The sequence below is a fragment of the Comamonas sp. CMM03 genome (genome assembly GCF_019218715.1).
Lineage (GTDB): Bacteria > Pseudomonadota > Gammaproteobacteria > Burkholderiales > Burkholderiaceae_C > Comamonas > Comamonas terrigena.
Genome location: NZ_JAHUXB010000001.1, coordinates 734,804 through 755,138 on the forward strand (window position 1 = coordinate 734,804; position 20,335 = coordinate 755,138).

The following is a 20,335-nucleotide window of genomic DNA, read 5'->3' on the forward strand; positions in this document are numbered from 1 at the left end:
GCCATGCGATTTCTTCCCGTCCATCGCCAGGCCATTCTGGTGGAGCTGGCCGACCTGCAGCAGACATTGCTGCTGCTGGGGGCCTTGCAGGCCAAGTCCATCCCTGGCGTGCAGGAGCTGGTGCCGGCTGCGCGCACCATTCTGGTCCAGTTCGCGCCCCATCTCATCACGGCGGCAGAACTGGTCAAGGCCATTGCGGGCTGCGATCTGAGCGGCAGCGTGCAACGCTCGGACGTGCTGGTGCAGATTCCCGTGCGTTATGAGGGCGAGGATCTGGCCGAGGTGGCGCAGATACTGGGTATCACGGCCGAAGAAGTGGTGCGCCGCCACACGGGCTGCGAGTGGTCGGTGGCTTTCACCGGCTTTGCGCCGGGCTTTGCCTACCTCAGCGGCGGCGATGCCATCTTCAATGTGCCGCGTCGTTCCACGCCGCGCACCAAGGTGCCTGCGGGCGCTGTGGCGCTGGCAGGCACCTTCAGCGCCGTGTATCCGCAGGCCAGCCCCGGCGGCTGGCAGATTATTGGCGTCACGGATACGGCCATGTGGGATCTGGCGCGCGATCTGCCCGCACTGCTGCAACCCGGTTATCGCGTGCAGTTCGTCGATGCGGCCACGCAAAAAAGCGCATCGGATGCTTTGCCGGATGCGATTCCAGACCACAAAGTGTCTGAGATCCATCCGGAGCAAGAACAAGAGCAGGCCGCTACCGATTTGAAGGGCAGTGCATTGCGCGTGCGCGCCACGGGCCTGCTCACGCTGTTCCAGGACCTGGGGCGCCACGGCCAGGCCGGGCAAGGCGTTTCGGCCTCGGGGGCCATGGACCAGGCGGCGTTCAAGACCGCCAATCGCCTGGTTGGCAATGCCAGCCAAGTGCCGGTGCTGGAAACCGTGGGTGGAGGCCTGTCGCTGCAGAGCGTTGGAGACAACGTGGTGGCCGTGACAGGCGCGGATGCACCCATCAGCATCACCACGGCGGAGGGCCAGCGCTGGCAGGTGCCGCGCTATGCCGCGATCGCGTTGGCGGATGGCGACGTGCTGAGTATTGGCCAGCCCACGGCCGGTGCGCGCTGCTATGTGGCGGTGCGTGGCGGCTATGAGGTCGCCCCCGTGCTGGGCAGCGCTTCCACGGACACCCTGGCCCATGTTGGTCCGCCGGCCTTGCGCAGCGGCCAGCTGCTGGTCGTTCAACCGGCCCAGAAGGCCATGGTGGCCGATACGGCGTTGCCGGTGCAGAACCTGCCGGCCGCAGGCGGCGAAGTCGTGCTGGATGTGGAACTGGGCCCGCGCACGGACTGGTTCACTGCCGATGCCTTGGCCTTGCTGGCCGGGCAGCGTTGGCAGGTCACACCCCAGTCGAACCGCGTGGGTCTGCGCCTGGCTGGCGAGCAGGCCCTGACGCGCGCCATCAGCAGCGAGTTGCCCAGCGAAGGCACGCCGCTGGGTGCCATTCAGGTGCCCGCCAGCGGCCAGCCCGTGCTGTTCCTGGCCGATCACCCCCTGACTGGCGGCTACCCGGTCATTGGCTGTGTGGCGCTTCACCATCTGGATCTTGCGGGGCAGATCCCCGTGGGGGCCTGGATTCGTTTCAACCCTGTTCGTTCTTTTGAAGAACTCACACCCACTTTGTGAGGACCTTCCATGATTACCAAAGTTCTGATTGCCAATCGTGGCGAGATCGCCGTGCGCATTGCGCGCGCCTGTGCGGATTACGGTGTGAAGTCCGTGGCCGTCTATGCCAATGCCGATATCGACGCCGTGCATGCGCGCTGCGCCGATGAAGCCTATGGCCTTGATGGCGACAAACCCGCCGATACCTATCTGAACATCGCCAAGCTGATTGCGATCGCCAAGCGTGCGGGGGCCGATGCCGTGCACCCTGGCTATGGCTTTCTGTCGGAGAGCGAAGCCTTTGCGCAGGCCGTGCTGGACGCGGGGCTGAGCTGGATTGGCCCGCGCCCGGACACCATTGCCAAGCTGGGTGACAAGGTCGAGGCCCGCAAGATTGCGCTCAAGGTGGGCGCACCGCTGGTGGCTGGCACGCCCGATCCCGTCAAGGATGCCGACGAAGTGCTGGCCTTTGCCCAGCAGCATGGCCTGCCCATCATCATCAAGGCGGCCTTTGGCGGCGGTGGTCGCGGCATGAAGATCGCCTGGCGCATGGACGAGGTGGCCGAGCTCTATGCATCCGCGGTGCGCGAAGCGGTGACGGCCTTTGGCCGTGGCGAATGCTTTGTGGAGCAATTCCTCGACAAGCCGCGCCATATCGAGGCACAGGTCATGGCCGACACCCATGGCAATGTGGTGGTGCTGGGCACGCGCGACTGCTCGCTGCAGCGCCGCAACCAGAAGCTGGTGGAGGAGGCGCCCGCGCCCTTTATCAGCGATGCGCAGCGTGAACGCATTCACAGCGCAGCCAAGGCCATCTGCTCGGAAGCGGGCTACATCAGCGCCGGGACGGTGGAGTTTCTGCTCAGCGGCAATGGAGCCATTTCCTTCCTCGAGGTGAACACCCGCCTGCAGGTGGAGCACACGGTGACGGAAGAGACCACCGGCATCGATCTGGTGCAGGAGCAGTTGCGCGTGGCCGATGGTCTGCCGCTGTCTTTCACGCAGACGCCGGCGCCACGCGCCCATGCCATCGAGTTCCGCATCAATGCCGAAGATGTGGGCCGCGGCTTTCTGCCCACGCCAGGCCTGATCACGCGCTTTGCACCGCCTTCCGGCCCGGGCGTGCGCCTGGATTCGGGCGTGGAAACGGGCTCGGTGATTCCCGGCAGTTTCGACTCCATGATGGCCAAGCTCATCGTCACCGGCGCAACGCGCGAGCAGGCCCTGGCCCGTGCGCGCCGCGCGCTGGCCGAGTTCCAGATTGAGGGCGTGGCCTCTGTGCTGCCTTTCCACAAGGCGGTGCTCCATCAGCCTGATTTTGTGGGGGCGGACGGCTTCAAGGTCCACACCCGCTGGATCGAGACCGAGTTTGCCGAGCCACTGGCGGCGGCTGCCCGTACCGAGCCAGTGGTCGACACCAGCCTGGTGCGTACGGCCATGGAGATAGACGGACGCCGCGTACAACTGGGTCTGCCCGCCATGCTGCTGCAGGGGCTGTCTGCCCCGGCCTCGGCGGGCGCCCAGCCCGCCGCCCAGCAAGAGGTGAATCCCGATGCCGTGAGCTCGCCGATTGCGGGCAACCTCCACGCCTGGAAGGTGGCGGATGGCGATGCAGTCCAGGAAGGCGATGTGATTGCCGTGATGGAAGCCATGAAGATGGAGATGCAGGTGGCGGCGCACAAGAGTGGTCGCATCACGCTGGCTGCGCAGCCGGGCACTGCGCAGACTCTGGGCGCCGTGATTGCGCACATCCGATAGCCATGGTGGACCTTGCCCAAGGCGCGGCTTGTGAGTCGTGTCTTGGGCATGGGGCGTGATTGCGCCTCATAGAGCGTCATTGAGCCTTATGGGGCCTCACTGAGCTTCCAACGTCACTGCCCGTGCAGAGCCAGAGCCGGCAGATGGATTGATGGTGGGTTCCCACAGATAGACCACCCGCTGGCACAGCACGGTGGCAATAGCTGCAGCTCCTGCAGCCCCTGATTCCAGCCTGCCCACCTTCCGCCAAGGTGGAGCGCGCAAGCCCGGCGTGGGCGATGGGGCCGCCATCAGCGGCATGCTGTTCGTGTGGCACACCGGAATTCCTTGGGAAGAACTCCCCCGTCCCTGGGCAGGGGCCGTGGCATGGCGTGCTGGCGGCGCCTGCGTGAAGGGAATGCCTGTCACGTCTGGTAGCGCTTGCCTTGCACCAAGCCATGCGGGTGCGCCTTCGTGGTCAGGCGGTGTCCGTGGCGCCAAGGACAAGGCATGCGAGATTGTTCAACAAGGAAAAGAGAGTGCAGTCCCCTGCAAGGGCGGAGCGCAAGACGCTCTGGTAACGCGGTGGAGAGGGGGCTGCGTGAGGGGAAGGGCGGTGCGTGGCCCGAATCTTGCATCGAACTTACTGGTTTTCCCTTATTCCTGTATTGGGAGAATGAATGACAATTTCGCATGTTTGTTGAGCAATCTGCTATTAATCGTTGAAAGATTGCTTTTTGTTCCCGTTGCATATTGATGCCATGAATCTGAGCCCCGCCGCACTCTCACGACGCACCTTGTTTGCCTGCACCGCAGCCCTGCTGGGAGGCGCGCTGCATGCGCAAACCGCCTATCCCAACAAACCCATTCGCATCGTGGTGCCCTATGCGCCCGGAGGTTCGGTCGATATGGTGGGCCGGGTGATTGGCGATATCCTGGCCAAGCAACTGGGCACCACCGTGGTGATCGAGAATGTGCCCGGCGCCGCGGGTGTGGTGGGCGCTCAGCGTGTGGTGTCTTCCAAGCCCGACGGCTACACCTTGCTGGCGGGCTCCAGCAACGAGATGGCGGGCACCAAGTTTGTCAACGCGGCACAAAAGTACGATCCGGCGGTCGACCTGACACCGATTGCACTGACGGCTTCGGCCCCCAATCTGTGGGTGGCGGGCGCCCATGTGCCGGTCAAGAACATGGATGAATTCATCAAGCTGGTCAAGACCAACCCCGGCAAGTACAGCTATGGCAGCCCTGGCATTGGCTCCACGCCCCATTTCTCGGGCGAGCTGATCAAGAAGACGGCCGGCGTTCACCTGGTCCATATTCCCTATAAAGGATCGCCCGCGATGACCGGCGATCTGGGCGGCGGCAATCTGGACTTTGCGATTCTCTCGCCCATGGCTTCGGCCCCGTTGGTGCAATCGGGCAAGATCAAGATCCTGGGCGCCACCACGGCCGAGCGCATCAGCAGCCTGAAGAACGTGCCCGCGCTGGCCGAGCATCCGGCGCTCAAAGGCTATGCCCTGAGCGGCTGGTTTGCGCTGGCAGCCCCCAAGGGCCTGTCTGCAGATATCGTCGCCAGCCTGCAAAAAGCGGTGCAGGCCGGCCTGGCAGATCCCGCCATACGCCAACGACTGGAAGCCGCAGGCACGCCGCCTGCCACTGGCACGGAAAGCCTTGCCCAGGTCATCCGCACCGATATGGGCAAATACGCCGAACTGGTGAAGTTCGCCAACATCACGCTGGATAACTGAGCGGGATCTCGCCGCGCAAAAAACGCCTCCTTGCGAGGCGTTTTTTTTTGTTGGAGAGCTGTTGAGAACGGCAGTTTTCCGAAGACTCCCGGATAGGTCTTTCCGGCAGTGCTGCCCGGGGGGCGCACGCCCTGCGGCGGCGCGGTCCGGTGCAGGGTGGCTCAGAGAAAGCGTTCGGCGCGGAAGGGGGGGGGGCGTCGATGGGAGCGGGCTGCCCGCTCATCAGCGCGCCCAGCAGCTTGGCCGTGCCGGTGGAAAAGCCGACATGCTGGTGGCCGAAGGCCAGCCACAGATTGCGGCGGCCGGGCTGCGGCAGAGGAACAGCCACCCGCTGTCGCGCTTGCGCTGGCTTTCTCTCGCTTCGGCCAGCAGGCGTTGGTTTGTTGCGCAGCAGCGCGGGCAGCGACTTCCGCAGGGTGAACGGCATCAGCGCGCTGCGGGCAATGACGCCGGTATTGCCGGAGGAGGTTTCCTGGCCCGGATCGCACCGGTCGATCAGGGTGACCTGGGCACCCAGGCACTGCAGTTCCAGGACGGCGACGGGTGAATTCACCATGGTCCAACCAGAGACAAGGCTTGGCAGTGAGGAATCTACCGGCTAGCAAGACTGAGAGCCAAGGCGGTGGGCGCGAGATTCTCTAAAACTTACAGAAGCTGACAGCAATCATGTAGGGGAATGAAATTTGTATACATTTGTAAGATGCGATTTGATATCTTGGTAATTATTTCTGTTTATTGAAATATAAGTCGTGCATAAAGCATTGTGCCAATTATTCGAATAGATTTCGAATTTCTGTGACGATATTTATGTTGCCATGCTTAATTATTTGATAAAAATTAATTATGAAGATAAGCAGTCAACTTTGTTGCTTCATATTCGGCATGACGTCCAGTGAAGCGGCGCCATTGGTAGCGTGGAATTTAAATCCTAAAGATTTGTCGCGTTCTGCGTATCCCTGGTGGAAGCTGGCGCGCTTCAAGTTAAATAAATGATATTTGCCTGCGACACTTTGTCGTGCATATGGAGCTTTTTCTGCTGTGAAATTGGCTACGAAATTATTGATTGATAATTTGAAGTAGTCATTCCTTTGAAAATTTACTCATTACGGCTTGGTGTTGATATTTCCATTCTGGATTTTAATGGCTTGGCATTTATGCTGTCCCTTTCTCATTGAAGAGGAAACCACTAATTCATTCAGTTGCCTATCCAAATATATTTGCATAGGCATAAGATGAATTAATATATCTTTGATATCAAAAATGAAAAAATTGAAAATCTCGCAAAGATTGGCCGTAGCTTTCAGTATTATGGTTTTGCTCCTGGCTTCGCTAGGCGGTATAGGAATCTGGCGTTCAGCTAGCCAGCGTGCTGAATTATCTGACGTGCTGCAGCGGCGCATACCGTTGAACAAGGCTTTAAATACCATTCTCGACCAGGTCAATGAACAAGCAATTCAGAATCGCAATCTTGTCATTTTCAGTTCAAGCGATATTAAAAAATCCGCGCTTGATCGCATCACCGAAGCCAGATCTGAAGTTGAGAGACAATTTAAAATAGTAGAAGAAAAAATAAATTCGACTGAAGGGATCGCTCTTCTGGAAAAAATGCAGGTGACTCGAACAGAATTCTTGAAATCGGGTAACCAATTTTTGTCGCTGGTAGAGCAAGGTCAGATGCCAGAAGCAACGTTGTTTCTGGAGAAGGACCTGAGACCTGCACAGCGTGCCTACCAAGCGGCCATCACCGAGCAGATGGTGTTGCAGGATAAGAGAGCCAAAGAGGCTGGTGAACGTGCTGAAGAGAGTGCTGAAGCTCTCACGCGCGATATTTTGATTGCCGCAGTGGCAGCTATCCTGGCGGCCATTTTCATGGCGATAAGCATCATTGCGTCGATCGTCCGCCCGTTAAGACGTGCTGTTGCAGTTTCGGATCAAATCGCCAGCGGCAATCTTTCCACTCACATCTCGGTAGAGTCCAATGACGAAACCGGCCAGCTGCTGCGTTCCATGCAGCAGATGCAAAAGAGTTTGGCAAATACCGTGAGCCTGGTGCGCCAGAATGCGGAAGGCGTGGCATCCGGTAGCTCTCAGATTGCCTCTGGCAACAATGATCTGTCGGCACGCACGGAGGAACAAGCTTCAGCGTTGGAGCAAACAGCTGCTTCCATGGAAGAGCTGGGTTCCACGGTGCAGAAAAATGCAGAAAATGCACGGGCTGCCAACCAGCTGGCGGTCAATGCATCCGCTGTGGCGGCTCAAGGCGGTGAGGTGGTCTCAGAAGTCATTGAGACGATGAAAAGCATCAACGCCAGCAGCACCAAGATTTCCGACATTATTTCCGTCATCGACGGAATTGCATTCCAGACGAATATTCTGGCCCTGAACGCTGCCGTGGAAGCCGCACGAGCCGGTGAACAAGGGCGCGGTTTTGCCGTGGTCGCGAGCGAAGTGCGCAGTCTGGCGCAGCGCAGCGCAGACGCTGCAAAGGAAATTAAGGAACTGATCACTGCAAGCGTGGAGCGAGTAGGGCAAGGCAGCGTCCTGGTGGACAAGGCCGGGGTCACCATGACAGAAGTCGTTCAGGCGATACGGAGCGTCACAGAGATCATGGGTGAAATCAGTGCGGCGAGCAGTGAACAAAGTGCGGGCGTGAACCAAATTGGCGAAGCAGTCACACAGATGGACCAGGCCACACAGCAGAATGCGGCGTTGGTGGAAGAGATGGCGGCCGCCGCGAATGCACTGAACAACCAGGCCGCGGAGCTCGTCAAGGCAGTTTCAGTTTTTACGCTGAGCGAGAACCACACCCAGTCAGCCAGTCATCTGAATCCGGTGCGTGCTCCATTATCCCAGCCGTCAGGGCAATCTCTGGTTATGCCTAAAAATCAAAATACGGAGCCTGCGCGTATTGGAGCCTCTGCTTTCCCTAAGGCACCTGTTAAACAGCCCCAGCTTGTTGATGCGGATAGCAGCAAAAACGATTGGGAAAGCTTTTGACCCTGGAGAGCAGCTTCGGAGCCCTCCATACCTTTAGATGTTGAGACTGGCCGTCTTCCGAAGACTACTGGAGGTGTTTCTCCGGTAGTGCTGGCCGGGGGGCAGAACGCCCTGCGGCGGTGCGGTGTGGGACGAGGCGGCTCAGAGGAAGCGTTCGGCGCGGAAGGCGTGGGCGTCGATGGGAGCGGGCTGCCCGCTCATCAGCGCGCCCAGCAGTTTGGCGGTGCCGGTGCCGGTGGAAAAACCGACATGCTGGTGGCCGAAGGCCAGCCACAGATTGCGGCGGCCGGGCATGGCGCCGATGATGGGGCGGCAGTCCGGCAGCGTGGGTCGGCTGCCCATCCAGGGCGCGGCTTCCAGGCGTGCACCCAGCGGCAGGGCCTGGCGGGCGGCGGTTTCGGCCAGCTCCAGCTGCACGGGGCGGGGAGCGGCCTCGCAGTCGTTCAGCTCCACGCCGGTGGACAGGCGCAGGCCTTGCTCCATGGGCGAGAGCACATAGGCGCCGCCGGTGTCGTACACCGGGCGCTGCAGGCGCGCGGGGCTGGCGGGGTCTGCGGCGTAATGCATGTGGTAGCCGCGCTCGAAGGCCATGGGCACGCGGATGCCCAGCCGGCCCATGAACTGCTTGCTCCACGGGCCCAGGGCCACCACCACCTGGTCGAAGTAGCTGGCCTGGCCGCTGTCGTCCAGCACATCCCAGCCTTCGCCATTGCGCTGCAGGGTGTGCAGCTGGCGGGTGCTGACGATGCCGCCGCGCGCGGCAAAGGCCCGGGCGTAGGCGGCCGTGACCTGGCCGGGGCTGTCGACGGAATAGGTGTCCTGCACCCACAGCGCCTTGGTGAACACGGAAGGGCGCAGCACGGGTTCCAACGCGTGCAGGGCCGGGGCATCCAGCACCTGGGTGCGCACGCCAAAGTGGTCCATGGTGGCGCGGCCCAGCCGGCCGGCGTCGAAAGCGGCCTGGCTGCGGTAGAGGAACAGCCAGCCGTTGTCGCGCAGCCGCCGGCTTTCACCCACTTCGGCCAACAGGCGCTGGTGTTCGGCGGTGGACAGGCGGATCAGCGCGTCCAGCGCGGTGGTTGTTTCCTCAAACGCGCTGTGGGTGGCATGGCGCAGGTAGGACAGGCCCCAGCCCAGGTTACGCAGCATGAACGCGGTGTTGTAGCGCAGCGAGGCCGTGTTGTTGCGCAGCAGCGTGGGCAGCGATTTCCACAGATCGGGGTGGTTGAACGGCATCAGCGAGCTGCGGGCGATGACGCCGGCATTGCCGTAGGAGGTTTCCTGGCCCGGATCGCGCCGGTCGATCAGGGTGACCTGGGCGCCCAGGCGCTGCAGTTCCAGGGCGGTGGCAACGCCCACCATGCCGGCGCCCAGGACGGCGACGCGGGAATTCAACATAGTCCAACCAGATGAGGGGGAGATGGGGTGAGGGGGCAAGGCTTGCCCGGAAGGAGTCTGCCATTGTGCGCCTGCGTGCGGGCAGTCAGGCAGTGTTGCGGCGTCACATCGGCAAAACGGCGTGTCAAAGCGACGGTGGTGGCTGCGGGCGCTGCGGGCGCAAAAAAGGCACCCGAAGGTGCCAGTGTGCGGGAGTGCGGTGGCTCCCGTTGGCCTGTGGCCCGGTGGGTTCTGCAGGCTCAGTCGACGACCACCTGGGCGGCGCCGGCTTCCATGCGGCCCACAACGGCGGCATCGGCAAAGCCATGGCGGGCGAACAGGTCCAGCACCTGCTGCACGGTCTCAGGGGTGCAGGACACCAGCAGGCCGCCGGAGGTTTGCGGGTCGGTCAGCAGGGCGCGCTGGGCATCGCTGATGCCGCTGGCCAGCTGCACGCTGGCGCCGTAGCTGGCCCAGTTGCGGGTGGAGGCGCCGGTGAACACGCCTTGCGCGGCAAAGTCTGCCACGCCCGGCAGCACGGGCAGGGTGCGGCTGTCGATGCGGGCGGTCAGGCCTGCGCCGCGGGCCAGCTCCAGGCTGTGGCCCAGCAGGCCGAAGCCGGTCACATCGGTCAGGGCGTGCACGCCGGCCAGCTGGGACAGTTCCATGCCAGGGCGGTTGAGCTGGGTGGTGGCGGCCACCATGGCGCGGTAGCCCGCGTCGTCGAGCAGATTCTTCTTGAGCGCAGCGGACAGAATGCCCACGCCCAGCGGCTTGCCCAGCACCAGCACGTCGCCGGCCTGGGCATCGGCGTTGCGCTTCATCTGCTTGGGGTTGACGATGCCGATGCCCACCAGACCGTAGATGGGTTCCACCGAGTCGATGGAGTGGCCGCCGGCCAGCGGGATGCCGGCGTCGCGGCACACGGACTCACCGCCTTCCAGGATCTTGGCGATCACATCGTGCGGCAGCACATTGATGGGCATGCCCACAATGGCCAGCGCCATCAGCGGCGTGCCGCCCATGGCGTAGATGTCGGACAGCGCATTGGTGGCGGCGATGCGACCAAAGTCGAAAGCGTCGTCGACGATGGGCATGAAGAAGTCGGTGGTGGCGACGATGGCCTGCTCGTCGTTGATGCGGTAGACGGCGGCGTCGTCGGCCGTCTCGGTGCCCACCAGCAGATTGGGGAAGAACTGCTTGGGCAGGTTGCTCTTGGCCAGCAGTTCCGACAGCACGCCGGGGGCGATCTTGCAGCCGCAGCCACCGCCATGGGACAGCGAAGTCAAACGGGGCACGGCAGGGGCGGTGGTGGAGGCTGGGGTGGTGACAGTCATGGCAGCGTGTGAAAAAGCCCGTGGCGCAGGCAGGCCGGGCGGGCAGGGTCCAACAGGGCCGGTGGGCGCCGTCATGCTGCGGGGCAGAGGGGGGCGGCGCGCCAGCGGCGACTCCCCCTATTATCGGCAGCTGGGCCTGCGGCCAGGAAGCCAGGGTTGCGGCGGTCGTTTTTCTGCTTTTTTTAGTCCATGGATGCTTCTGTCACTGCGGCCGGTGCGCCGCCTGTTCCGGGTGTTCCAGCCGGTGCCGATGGTTCCCTTCCTCTGGTGGCCGCGCCGGGCACAGCCAGCGTGGCGCGGCTGGAGCAGCGCAGCTTCAATGCCTGGCCGGCGGTGCGCACGGCGGTCATGGACGGCTGGCTGCTGCGCAGCAGCGGTGGCTACACCAAGCGCGCCAATTCGGCCAACGCAGTGCAGGCCGGTACCTTGCTGGACGAGGGTTTGCTGCAGGCCATCGAAGCCTGGTATGCGCGGCAGCAGCTGCCCGCCATCTTCCGGCTGTCCCCCTTGGCGGATGCACAGTGCGATGCGCTGCTGGCCGCGCGCGGCTATGCCCTGGTGGAGCCTTCCCGTTTTTTGCTGCGCCACGGCACGCCAGCGGACTGCCTGCTGCCCGCCGTGCCCGTGGAGCCCCGCTGCACGCCGGCCTGGCTGGGCGGCTATGCCCAGGCCAGCGGCCTGGCGGCGCCGCAGCAGCCCTGGCACCAGCGGATTGTGGATGGCATTGGCGGGCACTGCGCCTATGCCACCGTGGAGCAAGGCGGGCGCAGCGTGGCCTGGGGCCTGGCGGTGCTGGAGCGTGGCGCTGCGGGTCTGTACGACGTGGTGGTGGCGCCGGAATACCGGGGGCAGGGCCTGGGCCGGCAACTGGTGAGCGGCCTGCTGCAATGGGCCGCGGCGCAGGGGGCGCAGCAGGTGGACCTGCAGGTGCGCGGCGGCAACCGGGTGGCCGAGCAGCTGTATGCCAGCCTGGGCTTTGTACCGGTCTATGGCTACCACTACCGGGTGCAGCGTTAGGAGCTGGCTCTTTAGTTTCGGCTTCGGTGTGGACGCGGTGCCGGTGAGCGATCGGTGAAGTGCTGTGGGGCTGGCGGTGCGCGGCAGCGCTGCGCACCCGGGGGGCTGTGCCTCCTGAACGTGCCTTCTGTGTCCTTGCCGCGTGCGTGCTGTGTGTTTTTCGCGCGTTTTCTGCGCGCCGGCCGGGCAAGGTGAAGGTGTCTATCGTTCGGCCGTATCGTCCCTGCGGGGGCGCACAAAGCGTTCCGGAAAGCGCAACACGCCCAGGCCCAAGCCCTGGCCCAGCAGGTCCAGGCCGTCCAGCGCGTCGTCGCCAGCGGGTGCGCCGAACAGGCAGACCCGGTCGCGCCCGGCGTGCTTGGCCTGGTAGAGGGCCTGGTCGGCCTGGTGCAGCAGCACAGTGCTGCAGACGTCTGCACTGTCGGCAGCCAGGGCGCTGACGCCCACGCTGATGGTTACCGGCCAGCTGCCTTTGGCATGGTGGGCGCGCAACTGGTTGCAGGCGGCTTCACACAGGCGGTTGGCCAGTTGCACGGCCTGTTCGGCTGTGGTGTCCGGGCAGACCACAATGAACTCTTCCCCGCCATAGCGGCCCGCCACACTGAGCGGGCGCAGCTGCTGGCGCAGCATCAGCCCCATGCCGGCCAGCACCTGGTCGCCAGCCGGGTGGCCGCACTGGTCGTTGACGCGCTTGAAGTGGTCAAGGTCCATCAGCAGCACGGCCAGGGGCCGGCGCTGGTGGTGGGGCAGATCCAGTGTGTGCTGCAGGGCCTGCATGACCGTGCGGCGGTTGGGCAGGCCGGTGAGGCTGTCTTCATTGGCAAAGCGCAGCAACTGCTGGTCTGCCCGCGCCTGGGCCATCATCAGAAAGCCGATGGCCTTGAGGTGCAGGGCGATGAACAGCACGGCATAGGACAGCAGCAGCGAAGAGCTGCTGCGGGTGCTGGAAGGGGATAGCACGGTCAGCGACAGCTGGGGCGAGAACATGCGCAGCACCAGGGCCGCGGTGAGCAGCGCCACGCCTGCCATGAACACCCATTCCCCGCGCCCCATATGGTGGTAGCGGCGCAGCAGGATCTGCGCCATCCACAGGTTGTGCAGGATCAGCATGCCGCAGACGGTGCGCGTGCGCGCCACGACCTGGGCCGGATCCAGCAACAGCACATAGACCACGGCAATGCACACCGGCAGCACGTACAGCCAGGCGGTGGTGAGCGGTATGCGGTAGAAGCGGTGCAGGCTGGCAATGCTGGCGCAGATGCCGCTGGCAAACGCCACATAGCCGATGCCGGACAGCAGGGGCCGTAGCGGGGAGCCCATGAAGCTCAGGCAGCTGAAGCCCACGCCGAACAGCACCAGGCCCAGTGTCAGCTGGCTGCCACCGTCGTTCCAGAATTTTCTGCCCCAGAAACCCGTCAGCGCAGCGAGGGTGACCGAGGACAGAACGATCATCATCGACACAGTCGTCAAATCCAGCATGATCTATTTCTATCCCCCCAGTGCGCCACATCGAACCCTCTCTGTGCGCAGCCTGTCGGCATTCGAATAAATGCTATCGGCAATTGCCCACCAAGGCACCTGGGTGGAATGCGGGCGAGATGAAGTCAGGATGCTGTGTATTTGATAGCTGTTGACGGCTTTCTGAATGGCCCTGGATGCGGGTGTCTGGACATGCATCCAGCATGGCGCAGACCCCTGTTTTGTAATGCAGAACAGGGTTTCTGGATGGGCGGTAGAGCTGGTGGTGGAACCGGGGGATGCCCGGCAGGTGCGGTGTGCGGCTATGGCGGTGCTGTGGGGCAGCAACGGAAAGCGGCAGTCACCTGGCGCGAACATCAGTGCGGACAGGGCACGCCCCATGCCCCATGCCCCATGCCCCATGCCCTCACGCTGTGCGCAAGCGCTTGACGCTGCTGGTCACCACGCCCCAGATCTCAATGTGCAGTCCCTCCTGGGGATGGATGTCCGGATACGCCGGGTTTTCCGGGTGCAGAACGAACTGACCGTCGCGCACATGCAGGCGCTTGCAGGTGAATTCGCCATCCACCTGGGCCACCACGATGTCGCCGTGCACGGGCTGGAGGAGTTTGTCCACCACCAGCATGTCGCCGTCGAACATGCCAGCGCCTTCCATGCTGTCACCCGTCTGCCGCAGGATGAAGATGGACTGCGGGTGCTGCGCCAGTTCTGTGGCCAGGTCGAGGTGCGTGACCGCACCGCGCTCCGCCGCACTGGCACGGCCGCCGCGCGCGGGCGCTGCCAGCATGGGCAGCGGCATGGCGGTGATGGTGGCGGGCACGGGCATGCCGGCAAGAAAACGATGGCTGTACATGCATACAGTATATGCGAGTCGTGAGACGGATGCAGCCGCAGTTGGTGACCGGGTGTGTCTGCGGCTTTTGGGACGGGGTTGGCTGCTGCTGAATCAGTAGGGCGGGGCTGATGATGGGCTAGTCGTTCACTGCCCCTGCCTTGCTGCCCAGGCCGCCGTCGCTGAGGGTGTGGCAGACCTCTTTGACCTGCCAGCTCTGACCGTCGATGTCTTCCTTGAAATCGGTCACGCGCACGGGGCTTTGGGGCATCAGTTCTGGCCGGCCCTGGGCCAGGGTCAGCTCGAACGTGGCCATGCCGCGTTCCAGGCGCGGGCGGTGGTCAGGGCGTCCTGTTCGCTGGCGTAGGTTTCTTCTGGGTTTTGACGTTGTGGGTCTTGTCACCTGCAATGACGGCCTTGCGCTTGCCGTTGACGCGGTCTGACCACCAGGCGTGCACGCCATATTAAATGCCTCACGGGTGCTGCTGCTCCAGCGGTGTCGGTCCCCGCTGGCCCGGGTGATGTGGATGGTGTGCTGGCTTTTGTCCTTGCTGATGGTGGTGCCGTTGATGGGCATGAACAGCAGGTGCTTTTTCTTGACAGTGGCCACGGCGTCGTACTTGGGCGCCAGGCGGGCTAGGAAGTGCATGTCGCCTTCGTTGGTCTGGTCCATGTGGGCCATTGCGGTGGCGGCCAGTTTGGCGTCCACCGCAATGGCTGGGTCTGTTGGGCTTGGTGACTTCCTGGATGGTGCTGTGTCTGCCATCTGTAGCTTTGGTTTCTTTACTGCGGCCAGTAACGCGGTGATGATCGCCAAAAAGCGACCGCCAAAGCGCACACAGAATGAAAAAGCCCCAGTAGTGAAGGCTGGGGCTTCGGGTTTTTGCGAACCAGTGTTCTGGCGAAAAAGGTTTGCCGCTGGGGACGCCCTTGTGCTGCCTGTAGTGGACCAGGCCGGGCAAAGCAGACTCAGTCTCGGTCTGCATTCAAGAGTGCCGCCCCCAGCGCTTTTGGGGGGCTGCGTTCTCACTTTACGAATGGATAACTTTTGACCACAGCCGGAGCCCAAATTTCACCGCCTGCTCCTTGAAAGGATCACTCAACGTTGAAGAGAGTTGGATCCACGAATGGAGGTCCGGTTCGTAAAAAGGCCAGTTATCAATTTTTTCCAACCTTTTCGGGCACCACTTCAGAGAGATCTTTTGAGAAGACGCTATAGAAGTGTTCGACACTGTCTTCTTGTCCATTTTTCATGAGCTTAAAGACTTTGCCAATAGGGTTGGAGAAACTATCATTCGTCCCACGAACGCCAGTTACATCAAATCCTATAGAGATTTCTTTCTGTGTCGGGTTGTCCCATTTATAGCCGAGATTACGGACCATGACTTCTCCCACATAACATCCGAAGATGATTAATGTTTTATTCATTGATTCGATTGTATTTCCTTCTTTTCGGAATCCCAGGACGATCTGATCAATTATCTTCAGGCTTGCAGGTGAGTAGTCTAGTTTCTGTCCATTCATTTGTGCCACCACATTTACTGTAACCCCAGCCAGTGCCGTTGCCTTATCTGGCATTAAATCGAGACCGAGGCCGTTGGCCTGCGATGCGGTGGTGGAAAAGGCGAAAAAAACTAGAAAAAAGAAACGACGTAGGAGAATCATATAGGTCTCATTGTGACAGTGGAAAAACTGGCATTAGAATTCAGCGGTAGACTGATAACGCCGTCTGAATGGTTGGGATGTTATGTCTCAGCATTCGGAAATGCCTTAAATCTATACCGTTGCAAGTATTTGAATTAGTATGGACAGTCAATGCCTATGTATACACATAGGCAAGGCATTCTTATGCACGCCTAAAGTGTTGATAGTGGCTGTTTTTTCATTCAGTACTGGGGCTAAGTATATGCAGCGTTTGCTTACACATCCTTGTCGATGCTGAAAGCAATCGCTTTTCCAGCGCTGTCATCCAACACACAAATCCGGGCAACCACTATCGCTCGTGCAGATTCCCAGCGGTGTTTGGCTCACTGTGCAAGTGTCTACGCCTGAGCTACCCGGTAACTGAGACCTCTCATGCGCAATGCGCGTCTACTTGCTGTCAACTGCCTAAGTCAGTGTCATTGAATAGAGCGCCAGCTACGGTATCAAGACGGCGTGTGAGTACCGATATTGGTGGCTCATTTCGGATCGTCAAAAGCCAACCAGGGATACGTCTGTCAGAATGAAAAAAGCCCCAGCAGTGAAGGCCGGGGCTTCTTGGGTTCTCGCGAACCGGTGTTCTGGCGGAAAGCAGCTGGAGTCGAACCAACCCAGGAGTGACTGACACCCCTCACCGGGTTTGAAGCCCGGCCGCGCCACCGGGCACGATTGCCTTCCTTGGGAGGAAAGCGACGATTCTACCGTGTTACAGCCTGTGTGCAGCGCAGGTGGTGGCGATGTGGGGCACAGGGAATGCCCCAGCCCCTGCTGGGAACCTGCATCGTTATCTCCATCTCATCCCTAGCCTAGCCTAGCCCAGCCCAGCCCAGCCCAGCCCAGCCCATCGCATCGCATCGCATCGCATCGTTATCCCTGTGCGGTCAGCGGCTGCGGTTCCATTGCGCGTCGGGGCGCAGCACGTGGGCGTCGCGCACGCGGCGGGTGTAGCCCAGGCGGTCGAAGCATTCGATGATCTGGATGGCGCGTTTGCGGCCCAGGCCGGTGGCGTCGCGGAAGGCGCGGGCTTCGACCTCGCCGTGGGCGGCCTGGGCGGCAAGCTGCTGCACGATGTCGGCCAGCTCGTCCATGCGCGCAGCGCTGTAGAACAGGTCTTTGACCACCTGGAACAGTTGGCCCTGGCGGGCGAGCTTGCGCAGCAGCTGGCGCACGGCTTCTTCGCCAGTGCCGGTGTCGGCGGCCAGGTCGCGTACCCAGGGTGGGTCGTAGCGGCCGGCGTGCAGCAGCGGCAGCAGCTGTTCCGACAGCGTTTGCTCGGCGGCGGTGAGTTGCACGCTGTGGCCGGGCAGGTGCAGCCAGGCGCCGCTGGCGGTGATGCTGCCGTCCTGCTGCAGCGCCTCCACCAGGCCGGCCCACAGCGCATCGTGCTGGTTGTGCACCAGCCCGGGCAGGGCCATGCGGCGCAGGCGGGCGGCGTTGATGCCGGGCTCGTCCGGGTTCTTGGCGTGAAAGCGTTCCAGCGTGTCCAGCACGCGCGCGCGCAGCGGCTGCCAGCGTGCGGCATCCAGCAGCAGGGCGTCGCCATCCGCCATGGGCAGGCGCAGCGTGCCGGGCAGGGCAGCACCGTCCAGCGCCCGCCCGGTCAGGCGGGTCAGCTGCGACAGCGGCAGGCCGTGGGGGGCCTGGGCGATCAGGGCGGCGGGGCTGGCGGTGGCCACCAGCTGCTCCAGGGCATCCAGATAGGCCGTGCGTTCGGCGCTGCGGCGCTTGCGGGCCGGGGCATAGGGGTCTACCACCATGCCACCGGCGATGGTGCGGCTGGCCTGGGCGTTGCGCAGGATCAGGCGGTCGCCGGGCAGGGCGAACACGGGTGCATCCAGCACCAGCTGGGCGCGCACTTCGGTGCCGGGGTCGATGGGCTGGTCCTGCAGCAGCGCCACGTGGGCGGTGCCCTTGTGGGTGCCGATGTGCACATGCACCGGCGTCCACTGCGCCAGGGGCGGGGCTTCGGCCAGCAGGTGCAGGCGGATGTCGATGCGGTCGGTGGCCTGCAGCAGGCGGCCGTCCAGAATCCAGTCGCCGCGCTGGATGTCTTCCTTGGCGATGCCGGCCAGGTTCAGGGCGCAGCGCTGGCCGGCCACGCCGGTGTCGCTGGCCTGGTTCTGGGCGTGGATGCTGCGCACCCGCACCGACTGGCCGCTGGCCGAGTGCAGCAGTTGATCGCCCACGTTCACGCGGCCGTTGAACACGGTGCCGGTGACCACGGTGCCCTGGCCGGGCAGGGTGAAGACGCGGTCCACGGCCAGGCGGAACAGCCCGTCCTGCGCGCGTGCGGGCATGAGCTGGGCCTGGACATGCAAGTGGTCGCGCAGCGCGGCCACGCCGGGGTCGTCGGCCTGGACGGCATGGGTGGGGAAGATGGGGCTGCCGGCCAGCGCGGTGACCGACAGGATGGCCTGGATTTCGGCGCGCACATCGTCCAGCCGTTCGGGCAGCACGCGGTCGGCCTTGGTCAGGGCCACGGTGCCGTGTTTGACGCCCAGCAGCTGCAGGATTTCCAGGTGTTCGATGGTCTGGGGCATGACGCCGTCGTCAGCCGCCACCACCAGCAGGGCGTGGTCTATGCCCACGGCGCCGGCGGCCATGGTGTGGACGAATTTTTCGTGGCCCGGCACGTCGATGATGCCCAGCACATCGCCGTTGGGCAGGGGGCTGTAAGCGTAGCCCAGCTCAATGGAGATGCCGCGCGCTTTTTCTTCCTTCAGCCGGTCGGTCTCCACGCCAGTGAGGGCGCGCACCAGGGTGGTCTTGCCGTGGTCGATATGGCCTGCGGTGCCGATGATCATGGGTGTCTCTGCTTTCCGTACCGTCTGTGCGGTGCTGGTTCAATGTCTCAATGTGGGGTCGTACAGGGTGCCAGGGTGCCATGGTGTCGTGGGCACGCTGGCAGCGCTGTAGGGAATGGCCTGGGGGTCAGGGCTGGGCCGAGCCGTCGGTGCGCAGCAGGAAGAACTGGGCGATGAAACCGTCCAGGGCGTCGGCTTCCAGGCAGCGCAGGTCCAGCCACAGTGCGTCGTCGTGCAGGCGCCCGATGATGGGGCGGGGCAGGGCGCGCAGGCGCGCTTCGAGCTGCTGCAGCTGGCGTCCGGCCTGCTTGCCGCTGGCCGGGTAGATCTGCAGGCCCCAGCTGGGCAGGTTGTCCACGGGCAGGGCACCGCTGCCGATCTGGCTGTGCAGCTCGGCGGTGTCCACCGTCCAGCTGGCGCCCAGCGCGTGTTGCAGCATGGGGGCCAGTTGTTCGGCCTGGGCGCGCATGTCGGCCTGCGGGCGGGTGAACAGGCGCAGCGTGGTCAGGTTCTGGGCCAAGGCCTCGGGGTGCAGGTACAGGCGCAGCGTGGGCTCCAGCGCCGCCAGGGTGAGCTTGCCTACGCGCAGGGCGCGCTTCATGGGGTGCTTTTTGATCTTGGAGATCAGTTCCTTCTTGCCGACGATGATGCCGGCCTGCGGCCCGCCCAGCAGCTTGTCGCCGCTGAAGGTGACCACGTCGGCGCCGGCGTCGATGGTTTCGCGCACTGTCACCTCGTGGGGCAGACCCCACTGGCGCAGGTCCACCAGGGTGCCGCTGCCCAGGTCCACCACCATCTGCAGGTCGTTGGCGTGGGCGATGGTGGTGACTTCGGTGTCGGGCACGCTCTTGGTGAAGCCCTGGATGGCGTAGTTGCTGGTGTGCACCTTCATCAGCAGGGCGGTGTCTGCGGTGATGGCGCCTTCGTAGTCGCGCGCATGGGTGCGGTTGGTGGTGCCCACCTCGACCAGCTTGCAGCCGGCGCGGCCCATGATGTCGGGGATGCGGAAGGCGCCGCCGATTTCCACCAACTCCCCGCGCGAGACCACCACTTCCTTGCCGGATGCCAGCGTGGACAGGGTCAGCAGCACGGCGGCGGCGTTGTTGTTGACCACGGTGGCGGCTTCGGCGCCGGTGAGGCGGCAGATCAGCGCTTCCACCAGGTCGTCACGGTCGCCGCGGCCGCCGGTGGCCAGGTCGTATTCCAGGTTGGCGGGGGTGGTCAGCGCTTCCACCACGGCGTCCACCGCCGCCTGGGGCAGCAGGGCTCGGCCCAGGTTGGTGTGCAGCACGGTGCCGGTGAGGTTGTAGACGCTGCGCAGGCGCGGGGCGAACAGCTGGGCGAGCTGGCGGCCGATCTGCGCTGCCAGCGCGGCAGTGGCCACGGCTTCGGGAGCCAGCGCGGTGCCGGCGCGCAGCTGCTGGCGCAGGTCTTCCAGCACCTGGCGCACGGCGTCGGTGGTGGCGATGCGGCCGTAGTCGGCCAGCAGGGACTGCAATTCGGCCGATTGCAGCAGGCGGTCTACCGACGGCAGGCGGGCGGGTTCCAGGGGGGCGGTAGCGTGGGGTGCGGATGGTGCGGCCACAGGCAGTCTCGGCAAGGTGCAGTCGGGAAAATGAAAACGGGCCGCCACGGGGCGGCCCGGCGTGGTGTGCGGGAGAGCGCAGCCTTGTCAGGCGCTCCCGCCGCAGACTG

Annotated in this window: 14 protein-coding genes, 1 tRNA gene and 1 pseudogene; 6 read left to right on the top strand and 10 right to left on the bottom strand. The window is 63.3% G+C overall.

Going from position 1 to position 20,335, the window contains the following annotated elements; all coding sequences use genetic code 11:
• Positions 1-3 precede the first annotated feature (3 nt).
• From KW830_RS03390 to KW830_RS03400, 4 genes and pseudogenes are all read left to right on the top strand, one after another.
• Complete coding sequence (locus KW830_RS03390) at positions 4-1,629, top strand: urea amidolyase family protein (RefSeq protein ID WP_218332114.1); 1,626 nt, start codon at positions 4-6, stop codon at positions 1,627-1,629.
• A 12-nt stretch (positions 1,630-1,641) separates the two neighbouring features.
• Positions 1,642-3,366, top strand: a complete 1,725-nt coding sequence (locus KW830_RS03395; RefSeq protein WP_218332610.1) for a biotin carboxylase N-terminal domain-containing protein — start codon at positions 1,642-1,644, stop codon at positions 3,364-3,366.
• Between the two features lie 203 nt (positions 3,367-3,569).
• A pseudogene (locus KW830_RS21245) lies at positions 3,570-3,780 on the top strand (transposase); the annotation flags it as partial.
• Positions 3,781-4,106: 326 nt separating this feature from the next.
• On the top strand, positions 4,107-5,096 hold the full coding sequence (locus tag KW830_RS03400; RefSeq protein WP_218332116.1) for a tripartite tricarboxylate transporter substrate binding protein: 990 nt from the start codon (positions 4,107-4,109) through the stop codon (positions 5,094-5,096).
• Here the strand turns inward: KW830_RS03400 and KW830_RS03405 are convergent.
• Positions 5,080-5,652 (bottom strand): FAD-dependent oxidoreductase, encoded by a 573-nt coding sequence (locus tag KW830_RS03405; protein ID WP_218332118.1) that lies wholly within the window; start codon positions 5,650-5,652, stop codon positions 5,080-5,082. The genes KW830_RS03400 and KW830_RS03405 overlap by 17 nt on opposite strands.
• Positions 5,653-6,356: 704 nt before the next feature.
• Between KW830_RS03405 and KW830_RS03410 the strand changes: the two genes are divergently transcribed.
• Positions 6,357-8,093, top strand: a complete 1,737-nt coding sequence (locus tag KW830_RS03410) for a methyl-accepting chemotaxis protein (RefSeq protein ID WP_218332120.1) — start codon at positions 6,357-6,359, stop codon at positions 8,091-8,093.
• A gap of 141 nt (positions 8,094-8,234) precedes the next feature.
• Here KW830_RS03410 and KW830_RS03415 read toward each other — a convergent pair whose 3' ends face one another.
• Together KW830_RS03415 and selD are read right to left on the bottom strand one after the other, a co-directional pair.
• A complete protein-coding gene (locus KW830_RS03415; RefSeq protein WP_370626081.1) occupies positions 8,235-9,491 on the bottom strand; it encodes an NAD(P)/FAD-dependent oxidoreductase in 1,257 nt (418 codons plus the stop codon).
• 239 nt (positions 9,492-9,730) lie between these two features.
• Positions 9,731-10,807, bottom strand: coding sequence for a selenide, water dikinase SelD (gene selD / locus KW830_RS03420; RefSeq protein ID WP_066532475.1), 1,077 nt, complete (start codon positions 10,805-10,807; stop codon positions 9,731-9,733).
• A 189-nt stretch (positions 10,808-10,996) separates the two neighbouring features.
• Between selD and KW830_RS03425 the strand changes: the two genes are divergently transcribed.
• The gene (locus KW830_RS03425; protein ID WP_218332122.1) at positions 10,997-11,824 is read left to right on the top strand and encodes an N-acetyltransferase; all 828 of its coding nucleotides are present in this window, start codon (positions 10,997-10,999) and stop codon (positions 11,822-11,824) included.
• Positions 11,825-12,025: 201 nt separating this feature from the next.
• On the opposite strand, the gene KW830_RS03430 is transcribed toward KW830_RS03425, so the two are convergent.
• The 7 genes from KW830_RS03430 to selA form a co-directional block, all read right to left on the bottom strand.
• Positions 12,026-13,303, bottom strand: a complete 1,278-nt coding sequence (locus KW830_RS03430; protein WP_218332124.1) for a GGDEF domain-containing protein — start codon at positions 13,301-13,303, stop codon at positions 12,026-12,028.
• A 406-nt stretch (positions 13,304-13,709) separates the two neighbouring features.
• Complete coding sequence (locus tag KW830_RS03435) at positions 13,710-14,129, bottom strand: LexA family transcriptional regulator (RefSeq protein ID WP_218332126.1); 420 nt, start codon at positions 14,127-14,129, stop codon at positions 13,710-13,712.
• A 145-nt stretch (positions 14,130-14,274) separates the two neighbouring features.
• Positions 14,275-14,844, bottom strand: coding sequence for a hypothetical protein (locus KW830_RS03440; protein WP_218332128.1), 570 nt, complete (start codon positions 14,842-14,844; stop codon positions 14,275-14,277).
• A 449-nt stretch (positions 14,845-15,293) separates the two neighbouring features.
• On the bottom strand, positions 15,294-15,800 hold the full coding sequence (locus KW830_RS03445; RefSeq protein ID WP_218332130.1) for a hypothetical protein: 507 nt from the start codon (positions 15,798-15,800) through the stop codon (positions 15,294-15,296).
• Between the two features lie 618 nt (positions 15,801-16,418).
• Positions 16,419-16,514 (bottom strand) — tRNA-Sec (locus KW830_RS03450).
• Between the two features lie 203 nt (positions 16,515-16,717).
• Positions 16,718-18,640 (bottom strand): selenocysteine-specific translation elongation factor, encoded by a 1,923-nt coding sequence (selB, locus tag KW830_RS03455; protein ID WP_218332132.1) that lies wholly within the window; start codon positions 18,638-18,640, stop codon positions 16,718-16,720.
• A 127-nt stretch (positions 18,641-18,767) separates the two neighbouring features.
• Positions 18,768-20,240 carry an L-seryl-tRNA(Sec) selenium transferase gene (gene selA, locus KW830_RS03460; protein WP_370626082.1) on the bottom strand — a complete coding sequence of 491 codons (1,473 nt, stop codon included), beginning with the start codon at positions 20,238-20,240 and terminating at the stop codon, positions 18,768-18,770.
• Positions 20,241-20,335 lie beyond the last annotated feature (95 nt).